Source organism: Streptomyces sp. NPDC044064 (genome assembly GCF_056434245.1).
The window spans coordinates 72,712-83,447 of sequence record NZ_JBWKFN010000001.1 but is presented as its reverse complement, the minus strand read 5'-3'; the positions used below and the strand labels follow the sequence as shown (position 1 = coordinate 83,447).

At 72.8% G+C, this 10,736-nt stretch carries 10 protein-coding genes; 7 read left to right on the top strand and 3 right to left on the bottom strand.

What is annotated here, in order from left to right:
• Positions 1 to 120: 120 nt before the first annotated feature.
• Positions 121 to 1,317, bottom strand: coding sequence for an acyltransferase family protein (locus AC07DS_RS00430; RefSeq protein WP_479141266.1), 1,197 nt, complete (start codon positions 1,315 to 1,317; stop codon positions 121 to 123).
• A gap of 467 nt (positions 1,318 to 1,784) precedes the next feature.
• Between AC07DS_RS00430 and AC07DS_RS00425 the strand changes: the two genes are divergently transcribed.
• The 3 genes from AC07DS_RS00425 (at position 1,785) to katG (ending at position 5,757) form a co-directional block, all read left to right on the top strand.
• Positions 1,785 to 2,909, top strand: a complete 1,125-nt coding sequence (locus AC07DS_RS00425) for an abortive phage infection protein (protein ID WP_479141264.1) — start codon at positions 1,785 to 1,787, stop codon at positions 2,907 to 2,909.
• A 188-nt stretch (positions 2,910 to 3,097) separates the two neighbouring features.
• A complete protein-coding gene (locus AC07DS_RS00420; RefSeq protein ID WP_145882408.1) occupies positions 3,098 to 3,541 on the top strand; it encodes a Fur family transcriptional regulator in 444 nt (147 codons plus the stop codon).
• A 26-nt stretch (positions 3,542 to 3,567) separates the two neighbouring features.
• Entirely contained in the window at positions 3,568 to 5,757 is a 2,190-nt protein-coding gene (katG, locus tag AC07DS_RS00415; RefSeq protein WP_479141262.1) for a catalase/peroxidase HPI, read from the top strand.
• Between the two features lie 101 nt (positions 5,758 to 5,858).
• On the opposite strand, the gene AC07DS_RS00410 is transcribed toward katG, so the two are convergent.
• Positions 5,859 to 6,419 (bottom strand): GlcG/HbpS family heme-binding protein, encoded by a 561-nt coding sequence (locus AC07DS_RS00410; RefSeq protein ID WP_479141260.1) that lies wholly within the window; start codon positions 6,417 to 6,419, stop codon positions 5,859 to 5,861.
• 241 nt (positions 6,420 to 6,660) lie between these two features.
• Between AC07DS_RS00410 and AC07DS_RS00405 the strand changes: the two genes are divergently transcribed.
• The 3 genes from AC07DS_RS00405 to AC07DS_RS00395 all read left to right on the top strand — a co-directional run bounded on the left by AC07DS_RS00405 (position 6,661) and on the right by AC07DS_RS00395 (position 8,998).
• Positions 6,661 to 7,788 (top strand): sensor histidine kinase, encoded by a 1,128-nt coding sequence (locus AC07DS_RS00405; RefSeq protein ID WP_479142114.1) that lies wholly within the window; start codon positions 6,661 to 6,663, stop codon positions 7,786 to 7,788.
• Positions 7,785 to 8,438, top strand: a complete 654-nt coding sequence (locus tag AC07DS_RS00400) for a response regulator (protein WP_479141259.1) — start codon at positions 7,785 to 7,787, stop codon at positions 8,436 to 8,438. The genes AC07DS_RS00405 and AC07DS_RS00400 overlap by 4 nt, the downstream gene beginning before the upstream one ends.
• Before the next feature lie 116 nt (positions 8,439 to 8,554).
• On the top strand, positions 8,555 to 8,998 hold the full coding sequence (locus AC07DS_RS00395) for a universal stress protein (RefSeq protein ID WP_479141258.1): 444 nt from the start codon (positions 8,555 to 8,557) through the stop codon (positions 8,996 to 8,998).
• Positions 8,999 to 9,011: 13 nt separating this feature from the next.
• On the opposite strand, the gene AC07DS_RS00390 is transcribed toward AC07DS_RS00395, so the two are convergent.
• Positions 9,012 to 9,680, bottom strand: a complete 669-nt coding sequence (locus AC07DS_RS00390) for a CBS domain-containing protein (RefSeq protein WP_479141256.1) — start codon at positions 9,678 to 9,680, stop codon at positions 9,012 to 9,014.
• A 171-nt stretch (positions 9,681 to 9,851) separates the two neighbouring features.
• Here AC07DS_RS00390 and AC07DS_RS00385 point away from each other — a divergent pair, with 171 nt between their 5' ends.
• Positions 9,852 to 10,697: a universal stress protein gene (locus AC07DS_RS00385; RefSeq protein ID WP_479141254.1), complete on the top strand. Its 846-nt coding sequence runs from the start codon at positions 9,852 to 9,854 to the stop codon at positions 10,695 to 10,697.
• The last annotated feature ends 39 nt before the right edge of the window (positions 10,698 to 10,736 follow it).

Sequence of the window (10,736 nt, the reverse complement as noted above, 5' to 3'; positions counted from 1 at the left end):
TGCACCCCCCTCCCCCCACCCCCCCCCCCCCCCCCCCCCCCCCCCCCCCCCCCCCCCCCCCCCCCCCCCCCCCCCCCCCCCCCCCCCCCCCCCCCCACGGGCGTTCGTGCGAACGCCGGGTCAGTCGCGCGCCGCCGGTGCGGGAGCGTCACGCCTGGAGTGCAGGGCGTCCTGCTGCCGGGCGGACGCGTCTCCGGTCCGGCGGCGGCGCAGCAGCAGGCGTCTCGCCGGGCGTTCCACGGCCTCGTACAGGAGCCAGGACAGTCCGAGGGAGAGGGTGAAGGCGACGGCGGTGACCGCCAGGCCCGCCACGACCCCGAAGTGCGGCTTCGTGCCGAGCAGGTTGGTGCCCGCGCGCAGGACCAGCAGGTGAATCATGTAGAAGGCGAACGATAGTTCCCCCAGCCGCACCATCCGCGGGTGCCGCCACAGCGAGGGCAGTCCGTGCGCATCCGCGACCGCCGCGGCCGGGATGAGGAGAGTGAACCCGGCGAGGGTGCAGACGGTGGCGGAGTAGCCGGGCGTGACCTGCGGGACCAGGAAGTAGCCGATGATCGCGAGGGCCAGCGAGGCCTCCAGGCCGGGGCCGCGCCAGCGGCCGAGCAGCACCAGCCGGGCCGTGACGGCGCCCAGGACGAACTCCGGCAGCCGGGCGGCGGGCAGGGAGTAGATCGACTCGTCCATCCAGTGGTGTGCGTCCGCCCAGGCCAGGACCAGCACCGCCACGACCGAGAGTCCGCCCAGCGCCGTCGCGCCTCGCGCGCCCAGCCGGCGCAGCAGCAGGATCAGCAGTGGGAAGGCCGCGTAGAAGAACGCCTCGCAGGCCAGCGACCAGCTGACCGGGTTCAGCGTCTGCCACCAGGGGCGCCACCAGGAGTGCAGCAGGAAGACGTTGGCCAGTGCCTGCTTGGGTGTCGGCTTCGACTGATGGGCCAGCGTGTACGCCATGGCGAACGCGACGGTCAGGGTGACCAGGTGTACCGGGTAGACCCGCGCGATGCGCCGCCGCCAGAAGGCGAGCGCACGGTCACGCGGCCGCGCGGACCACGTCAGCACGAAACCGGACAGCACGAAGAAGAACGACACGCCCGTGGCGCCGGCCCCGAACGCCCAGGTCACGATGTGACCGGCTTCGCCTCCGAAGTAGCCGAAGTTGTTCACGTGCAGCCCGAACACCAGCAGCGCCGCGACCCAGCGCAGCCCGGTGAGGGACGGCAGGGAGGACATGGCGGCGGGCGGGGACGATCTCGCCGACGCCGTGGACGCGTCGGTTCGTACGGACGGCGTCCGGGACACCCGGGTCGTCGCCGTGCTCATCCAATCACCTGCCGCATGAGGTTCGCGTGGGGCATGAAGGGGAGCGTTGCCCGTTCGCCCCCTCTCCATCACATCAAGTTGCAAACATCACACTTCTGCCGAACGACGGAACCCGCCGTATGCCACGGACGGCCGGACCTGGTGCACCCTTAAGAGTGAACGCTCGGGTCGTTCGCTCGGATCGCCGCGGGCGGTGCGGGTGCACATCAACTTGCCGCTTCTCAGGGCGAGCTCCGGCCGGTGCCGTACAACTCCCAGGCCTCGGTGTCCTCGGGCGGTCGTTCGACTCGACCCATGGTGGGAGCGACCGATCCGTTCTGTTCTGCCGCCGACGCCGGACTCGACGAGGGCAGCGCCACCGGGATCCCCACCCCGCGACTTTCGCCGACCGATCCGCTTCCTTCGGCCCCGCGTCGTAGACCATCGGGGGACGGCGTCGGCGGGTGCGCGCCCGACAGGGTGGCCGTATGGAGAAGAAACAAGGGATCGACCGCGCACAGTTCCTCGCCGGGATGGCGTCCGCAGGGCTTGCCGCGACGGGGCTCGGCGCGGGCCCGGCCCGAGCGGGGGAGAGGCGGCAGGGACTGCGTCACCGGGGTGTCGTCTACACCGTCGGCGAGGGCGAGACGCCTGCCACCGGCTTCCGTACGGCCCGGATGCGCAAGGACATCCGCGCCATCCGCGACGAGCTGCACGCGGACACCGTGGACGTCACCGGCGACGGCGTGGAGCGGCTCACGGCCACCGCCGCGGAGGCCGCCGAGCGGGGCATGCGCGTCTGGCTGCAGTCGACGCTCGGAGACGTCCCCGAACGGGACATCCTGGACCACCTCGCCGAGACCGGCCGGTTCGCGGAGCGGCTGCGTCGGCAGGGCGCGAGCGTCGACCTCAGCGTGGGCTGCGAGTTCTGGCTGTTCGTGCCCGGCATCGTCCCGGGCGACACCGTCCTCGAGCGCATCCAGAACCTGCTGGCCGGCAAGGTCGACCCTGTCAGGATGCAACGGCTGCTGGACCGCTTCACGGCCAGGGCGGCGGCGGTCGGCCGCTCCGTGTTCCACGGGCGGCTCAGCTACGCGGCCGCCCAGGAGGACACGGTCGACTGGCGGCTCTTCGACATCATCGGCATCGACTACTACTCGTACTTCCCGCACCGCGCCGACTACGTACGCGAGCTGCGCAGCTACCTGCGCTGGGGCAAGCCGCTGGCGATCACCGAGTTCGGCACCTGCGCCTACGTCGGCGCCCCCGAGACCCGGGGCATGGGCTGGAACATCGTCGACCGGGACAAGCACCCCGAGGAGATCAAGGGCGCCCCGGTCCGCAGCGAGCGCACCCAGGCCGACTACCTCGTGCGGCTCCTCGACGTCTTCTCCTCGCTGAACCTGTACGCGGCGATGGCCTTCGAGTTCGTGGCCCTCGACGCCCCGCACCGCCCCGGCGACCCCCGGCACGACCTCGACCTGGCGACCTACGCCATCACCAAGACCCTCGAGGACCGCCCGCTCGACCCCGCCTCCCCTCGGCACTGGGAACCCAAGGAGGCCTTCCATGCCCTGGCCCGCCGGTACGCGAGCGAGGCGTCCTGCCGCTGACGCACGGGCCCCGGTGCCGTGCGCTCACCCGTTCGGGGGACCCCTCGGCTCGGCGCGCGGCGGTCCCGGACTCGCGGCCGGATGATGCGTCCGTGTCCACCGGCCGGATTCCGGCCGACGACACGTGGCCAGAATTGCATCATTCGTTTTCTTGAATCTCTCGTGTTTATGAGGGTAGGTTCGGGGTCATGACCGCATCCCAGACTCCGACCACCGCCGAGGAGCTACGCGGTGCCGGCCTGCGGGTGACGGCCGCGCGAGTCGCACTGCTCGAGACCGTCCGCCACGGCGATCACCTCGATGTCGAGGCGATCACGTCCGGCGTACGCGACCGTGTGGGCCACATCTCCGTCCAGGCCGTGTACGAGGCGCTCCACGCGCTCACCGCGGCCGGACTCGTACGCCGTATCGAACCGCCCGGCAGCCCGGCCCGGTTCGAGGGACGCGTCGGGGACAACCACCACCACCTCGTGTGCCGGTCGTGCGGCGTCGTCGCAGACGTCGACTGCGCGGTCGGACACGCCCCCTGTCTTACCGCGGCCGACGACCGCGGCTTTTCGATCGACGAGGCCGAGGTCATCTACTGGGGCCTGTGCCCCGACTGTTCCAGCGCCGCTACCGCAGCACCGTGAACCCCTCAGTTCGGAAGGATTGCCCCATGTCCGAGAACACCCCTGCCGAGGCGAAGTGCCCGGTCGCGCACGACCGTGCCGCGCACCCGACCCAGGGCGGCGGGAACCGCCAGTGGTGGCCGGAGCGGCTCAACCTGAAGATCCTTGCGAAGAACCCCGCCGTGGCCAACCCGCTCGGTGAGGAGTTCGACTACGCCGAGGCCTTCAAGAGCCTCGACCTCCCCGCCGTGAAGCGGGACATCGCCGAGGTGCTCACCGATTCCCAGGACTGGTGGCCCGCCGACTTCGGCAACTACGGCCCGCTGATGATCCGTATGGCCTGGCACAGCGCGGGCACCTACCGCATCAGTGACGGCCGTGGCGGCGCCGGCGCCGGCCAGCAGCGCTTCGCCCCCCTGAACAGCTGGCCGGACAACGGCAACCTCGACAAGGCCCGCCGTCTGCTGTGGCCTGTGAAGAAGAAGTACGGCAAGAGCCTGTCCTGGGCCGACCTCATGGTCCTCACCGGCAACGTGGCGCTGGAGACGATGGGCTTCAAGACCTTCGGCTTCGGCGGCGGCCGTGCGGACGTGTGGGAGTCGGAGGAGGACGTCTACTGGGGTCCCGAGCAGGTCTGGCTCGACGACCAGCGCTACACGGGCGACCGCGAGCTGGAGAACCCGCTCGGCGCGGTCCAGATGGGCCTGATCTACGTCAACCCGGAGGGCCCGAACGGCAACCCGGACCCGATCGCCGCGGCCCGCGACATCCGTGAGACCTTCCGCCGCATGGCGATGAACGACGAGGAGACCGTCGCCCTCATCGCCGGTGGTCACACCTTCGGCAAGACCCACGGCGCCGGCCCGGCCGAGAATGTCGGCGCCGAGCCCGAGGCCGCCCCGATCGAGCAGCAGGGCCTGGGCTGGGCGAGCACCTACGGCACCGGCAAGGGCGGCGACGCGATCACGTCCGGCCTGGAGGTCACCTGGACCGCCACGCCGACCCAGTGGAGCAACGGCTTCTTCAAGAACCTCTTCGAGTACGAGTACGAGCTCACGCAGAGCCCGGCCGGTGCCAACCAGTGGGTGGCGAAGAACGCCGAGGCGATCATCCCCGACGCGCACGACGCGTCGAAGTCGCAGCTCCCGACGATGCTCACCACCGACCTCTCGCTGAAGTTCGACCCGATCTACGAGCAGATCTCGCGTCGCTTCTACGAGAACCCGGAGGAGTTCGCGGACGCCTTCGCCCGCGCCTGGTACAAGCTGACCCACCGTGACATGGGACCGAAGTCGCTGTACCTCGGCCCGGAGGTCCCGGCGGAGACCCTGCTGTGGCAGGACCCGCTGCCGCAGGCCGAGGGCGGGGCCATCGACGCCGCCGACGTCGCGGCCCTGAAGGCCAAGCTGCTCGACTCGGGCCTGTCCGTGTCCCAGCTGGTGTCCACCGCTTGGGCGTCGGCCTCGACGTTCCGCAACAGCGACAAGCGCGGCGGTGCCAACGGCGCCCGCATCCGGCTGCAGCCGCAGGCCGGCTGGGAGGTCAACCAGCCCGACCAGCTCGCCCAGGTGCTGCGTGTCCTGGAGGGCATCCAGGCGGAGTTCAACTCCGGCGCCAAGAAGGTCTCCCTGGCCGACCTGATCGTCCTCGGTGGTGTCGCCGCCGTGGAGAAGGCCGCCAAGGACGCCGGTCACGACGTCGAGGTGCCCTTCGCGCCGGGCCGCGTGGACGCCACGGCGGAGCACACCGACGCGGAGTCCTTCGCCGCGCTGGAGCCCATCGCCGACGGCTTCCGCAACTACGTGGGCAAGGGCAACCGCCTGCCGGCCGAGTACCTGCTGCTCGACAAGGCGAACCTGCTGGGCCTGAGCGCGCCCGAGATGACGGTCCTCGTCGGCGGCCTGCGCGTCCTCGGCGCCAACCACCAGCAGACCTCGCTCGGCGTCCTCACCGACGCCCCGGGCAAGCTGACCAACGACTTCTTCGTCAACCTGCTCGACCTGGGCACGACGTGGAAGTCCACCTCGGAGGACCAGGCCACCTTCGAGGGCCGCGACGACGCGACCGGCGAGATCAAGTGGACCGGCACCCGTGCCGACCTGGTCTTCGGCTCGAACTCCGAGCTGCGCGCGCTCGCCGAGGTCTACGCCGCGGACGACGCGAAGGAGAAGTTCGCCAAGGACTTCGCCGCCGCGTTCGGCAAGGTCATGAACCTCGACCGGTTCGACCTCGTCTGATCGACACCCCTGAAGGCGTCCGGACCGGCCCCGCACGGGCCGGCCCGGACGCCTTCGGCGATCCTGCGCCCAGGACACCTGGAAGGATGCGGGGCCTCGGGTCAGCGGCCCAGCGCCGCCACGCCGGCCTGGGCATAGCGCTCGTCCAGGTCGCCCGACGGGGCGCCCGCGACGCCGATGCCCGCGACCGGAGCACCCTTGGCGGTCACCGGGGCGCCGCCCCCGAGGAACAGCGTGCCCGGGATGTCCTTCAGGTTCGGCGCCTGCTCCAGCCGCTTGGCCAGCTCGGAGGTGGGCGCGTTCCAGGACACCGCGGTGAACGCCTTGCGCCCGGCGGACTCGTACGACTGCGGTCCGGCGCCGTCGCCGCGCAGGGTGACCAGGGTGTTCCCGTTGCGGTCGACGACGGCCACCGACACCTGCCGGCCGTCCTTCTCGGCGGCGTCCACCGCGGCCTGCGCCGCCTTCGTGGCCGCGTCGAGGGTCAGGTGCGTGGTCTCGGTGAGGTTGCCGTTCCGGGGGGACACGGCCCCGGGCGCGGTGCCCGTGGAGTCGGCGGCGCTGGCGGCGACCGTACCGACGACACCGGCACCCGCGATCGCGAGGACGGCGCCGCCGACGAGGACGCGGGTACGGCTGGACGGCTTCTTGCGGCTGGGCATCACGAAGGACCTCTCTGCGGTCGGATTCGGGGGCGGAGTCGCTCCCGTACCGATCCTCGGCCCGGATCCGGGCCGCAGAGGTCGACGGACCGGTTGCCTCGGGGGTCATCCGATCGGATGACCCCCGACGTGCCGGGCCAAGGAACAATGGAGGGTGTTTGCCCAGCTCAGCGCAGTGACGAGGGAGGATCCTCCGGTGACCGTGCCCGAACGCGACGAGACCCGCGCCCTCACCGTCGTCATGCACACCGCCTTCTTCGTGCTGCTGGCGGCGTCCCTCGCCCGCTACCTGGCCCGGCACGCCGAGGGCCCGCGCACCCCCTGGATCATCGCCCTCTCCGCCCTGCTGGCGGTGCTGTACCTGCTCGGCCCGGCCCTCGGCACCCGCCCCACTCCTCGCCGGCTGACCTGGCTGGGCCTGGTGGTGTCGACCTGGGCGCTCCTCGTGGTCCTGGCGCCCAGCTTCGCCTGGTGCGCGGTCCCGCTCTTCTACACCGGCCTGCGCACCCTCCCCGCGCGCGCCGCGATCTCGCTGGTGGCGCTGCTGACCGCGCTGGCCGTAGCGGCCCAGCTGAGCCTCGCGGGCTGGCCGGACCCGAACGTGCTGCTCGCACCCCCGGCCGTGGCCGCCGTGGCCACCACCGTCTACGTCGTCATGCAGCGCCAGTCCGCCCGCCGCGACGCCCTGATCGACGACCTGGTCCGCACCCGCCGCGAACTCGCCGCCACCGAGCGCCGCGAGGGCACCCTCGCCGAACGCGAGCGGCTGGCCCGGGAGATCCACGACACCCTCGCCCAGGGCCTGTCCAGCCAGCGCATGCTGCTGCAGGCCGCGGACCGCCTCTGGGACACCTCCCCGGACACCGCCCGCGACCACGTCCGCACCGCGGCGGCGATCGCCGAACGCAGCCTCGCCGAGGCCCGCCGCTTCGTCCACGACCTGACCCCGGCCGACCTGGCCGAGGGCGGCGGCCTGCTCCAGGCGCTGCGCGCGGTCGCCGAGCGCGAGACGACGCCCGCGCTCACGGTCCGCGTCCACCTGGAGGGCGCCCCGCCCGCCGCACTGTCCGCCCCCGTGGAGTCCGCCCTGCTCCGCATCGCCCAGGGAGCCCTGGCCAACGTCCGCGAACACGCGGCCGCCACGACAGCGACCCTCACCCTCACCTGCCTGGACGACCAGATCGACCTGGACGTGACCGACGACGGCCGGGGCTTCGACACCGGCACGGTCCCGCAAGCCGAGGGACGCGGCCACGGTCTTCCCGCCATCCGTGCCCGCCTGGGCCAGCTGGGCGGCACCCTGACCGTAGAGTCGGCACCGGGCGAGGGCACGGCCCTGTCCGCCGCGATCCCGCTGGAGCCCAGATGACCCAGGCACCCGAGCCCGCCCCCAAGGCCCCTGTCCGCATCCTCGTCTGCGACGACCACGCCGTCGTACGCGCCGGCCTGCTGGCCCTCCTGCACAGCGCCCCGGACATCGAGGTCGTCGGTGAGGCCGGCAGCGGCGAAGAAGCGCTGGCGCTGGCCCGCAGGACGACGCCGGACGTGGTGCTCATGGACCTGCAGCTGGGCGAGGGCATGGACGGCGTGGAGGCCACCCGCCGGCTGCGCGCCCTCACCCCCGCCCCGCACGTCCTGGTCCTGACGACGTACGACACGGACGCGGACGTCACCCGTGCCATCGAGGCCGGAGCCACGGGCTACCTGCTCAAGGCGGAGCGCGCCGAGGACCTCTTCACCGCGATCCACGCCTCCGCCCAGGGCCGCCCCGCCCTCTCACCGCCGGTCGCCGACCGTGTCATGTCCCGCCTGCGCAACCCCCGCCCCGCCCTCACCCCGCGCGAACGCGACATCCTCGCCCACCTCGCCCAGGGCCTGCCCAATCACGCCATCGGCCGCGCCCTGTACATCAGCGAGGCCACGGTCAAGACCCACCTGCGCCGCATCTACGACAAGCTCGGCGTGGACACCCGGGCGGGCGCCGTGGCGGTGGCCAAGGAACAGCGGCTGCTGCCCTGAGCCGTCATGCCCCCGGCTGCGCTGCTGTGGCGGCGCGGCGCGACCTCGCGCAGCGTGGGGCATGGGGGATCTCCGACGGCGAGGCCGGCGCTCCGGCCACCAGAGAGGTGGGACGCATGGACACGGAGGATTCCCGGCCCCGGATCGTGGCCGGCGTCGACGGCTCGCCGTCCTCGTACGCGGCCCTGCGCTGGGCCGTGCGCTACGCCGGGCTGATCGGCGGCACCGTGGACGCGGTGGCCGTCTGGGAACTGCCGGGCCTGTACGGCTGGTCGGGGCCCGCGGTGGACATGGACGTCGACGAGGAGGACGCCCGGCAACGGATGACACGGGAACTGACCGAGGCGCTCGGCGCGGAGGCGATCGCCTCGGTACGGCCGCTGGTCGTGGAGGGCAACCCCACGGACGTCCTGCTCAGGGCAGCGGAGGGCGCCGAGTGCCTGGTCGTCGGGAGCCGGGGGCGGGGCGGTTTCGCCGCAGCCCTGCTCGGTTCCGTCAGCCAGCACCTGACGCAGCACGCCAACTGCCCGGTGGTGATCGTGCGCCCCGGAACGGCCTGAGGCCGGGGCGCGGTCAGGGCGAACCCGTGCGGTGCTCCCGGCCGGGAGCCAGGTCGAACCCCACGTCCACCACCCCCTCCACGGCCCGCACCAGGCGCGCGGCCACGGGTACCAGCTCCGGGTCCCGCACGCGGCCGACGAGCGTGACGACGCCGTCCTCCACCTCCACGTGCAGGGCCGAGCCCGGCGGCGGGAACAGCTCGGACACGACCTCGTGCCGCACCTGCTCGGCGATCTCCTCGTCCCCCCGCAGGAAGACCTTGAGCAGATCGGCGCGGCTGACGACACCCTCGAGGAGGCCGACCTCGTCGACCACGGGCAGCCGCTTGACCCCGGCCCGCGCCATCAGGTGCGCGGCCTCGGCGAGCGTGGCGCCCGGCCGGACGGTGACCGCGGGGGAGGACATCAGCTCGTCCGCGGTGAGCGCGTCGGCCTTCGCCACGTCGGAGGGGCGGCGCAGCCGGACATACCCCTCCTCGGGAGTGTCCCGGAACTCCTCCTTGGGCAGCAGGTCGGCCTCGGAGACCACACCGACGACCCGGCCCTCTCCCTCCAGCACCGGCAGGGCGCTGACCCGCCAGTCCCGCATCAGCTGCACGATCTCCTTGAACGGGGCCCGCCGGCCGACGGCGGCGACCGTGTGGGTCATGACATCACTGACGATGTACGGGGTGCCGTACATGGTGACTCCCCTGGGTCTCGTGCGGACGGTCCTGCCGCATCCAGCGTGGGCAGGCGCCGGACCCGCGCGCGAGGGCCGTCCGGGGACCGGCCGGGGCCGAGTGGCCCTTGCACCCGCGTGCCCCACATGGCCAGGCTGGAATCCGAATCCCCGCTTCGGGAGGTGGCGGCCATGCGCCTAGTCGTCGGCGTGGACGGTTCCGAATCGAGCCTCAGGGCCGTGGACTGGGCGGCCGACAACGCGGCCCTGCGCCGTACGCCGCTGCGGCTGGTGTACGCGTCGCTCTGGGAGCGCTACGAGGGCGCCTCCCTCGGCCAGGACGCCGACCGGCCGTCCGAACAGGTGATGGCCGAGGACATCGTGGCGACCGCCGAGCGTCGCGCCCACCGCAGACAACCCGACGTGCACGTCAGCACCGACGTGCTGCCCGAGGAACCGGAACAGGCGCTGGTGCGGGAGAGCCACTCCGCGCTCGCGGTGGTCCTCGGGCACCGCGGCCGCGGCACCGTGGCCGAGGCGGTGCTCGGCTCGGTCGGCGTCACCCTGGCCGAGCACGCGCGCTGCCCGGTCGTCGTGCTGCGCGCCGGCCACGACGACCGGGCCCGCCCCGGGACCCCCGGCAGGATCGTCCTGGGCGTCGGCGAGAAGCCCGCGGGTTCGGCGGCCCTGCGGTTCGCCGCGGAGGAGGCCGGACTGCGCGGGGTGCCCCTGGAGGCCGTGCACGTGTCGCGCCACGGGGTCACCGGCACCCTGCTCGGGAGCGGCGAGCGGGAGTCGGACGCCGCCCTGGCGCTGGACGAGGCGCTGCGGGACGTCCCGATCGGCCTGGAAGTGCTGCGGCGCACCGTCTCCGGCCGTCCCCGCGACGCCCTGCTGGCCGCCTCCGGCGATGCCGCCCTGCTGGTCGTGGGCGCCCGGCGCCGCCCGGGGCGCTTCGGCCCGCACCTCGGCCGGGTCGCCCACGGCGTACTGCACCACGCGGCATGCCCGGTGGCCGTGGTACCCGAACTTTCCTGACATTCCCGGCAGACTTGCCGACAAACGACGATGATCTCC

Excerpts from the sequence above, each read along its gene's own strand:
- AC07DS_RS00430 (WP_479141266.1), bottom strand. The coding sequence starts at position 1,317 with ATGAGCACGGCGACGACCCGGGTGTCCCGGACGCCGTCCGTACGAACC.
- AC07DS_RS00425 (WP_479141264.1), top strand. The coding sequence starts at position 1,785 with ATGGAGAAGAAACAAGGGATCGACCGCGCACAGTTCCTCGCCGGGATG.
- AC07DS_RS00420 (WP_145882408.1), top strand. The coding sequence starts at position 3,098 with ATGACCGCATCCCAGACTCCGACCACCGCCGAGGAGCTACGCGGTGCC.
- katG (WP_479141262.1), top strand. The coding sequence starts at position 3,568 with ATGTCCGAGAACACCCCTGCCGAGGCGAAGTGCCCGGTCGCGCACGAC.
- AC07DS_RS00410 (WP_479141260.1), bottom strand. The coding sequence starts at position 6,419 with ATGCCCAGCCGCAAGAAGCCGTCCAGCCGTACCCGCGTCCTCGTCGGC.
- AC07DS_RS00405 (WP_479142114.1), top strand. The coding sequence starts at position 6,661 with ATGCACACCGCCTTCTTCGTGCTGCTGGCGGCGTCCCTCGCCCGCTAC.
- AC07DS_RS00400 (WP_479141259.1), top strand. The coding sequence starts at position 7,785 with ATGACCCAGGCACCCGAGCCCGCCCCCAAGGCCCCTGTCCGCATCCTC.
- AC07DS_RS00395 (WP_479141258.1), top strand. The coding sequence starts at position 8,555 with ATGGACACGGAGGATTCCCGGCCCCGGATCGTGGCCGGCGTCGACGGC.
- AC07DS_RS00390 (WP_479141256.1), bottom strand. The coding sequence starts at position 9,680 with ATGTACGGCACCCCGTACATCGTCAGTGATGTCATGACCCACACGGTC.
- AC07DS_RS00385 (WP_479141254.1), top strand. The coding sequence starts at position 9,852 with ATGCGCCTAGTCGTCGGCGTGGACGGTTCCGAATCGAGCCTCAGGGCC.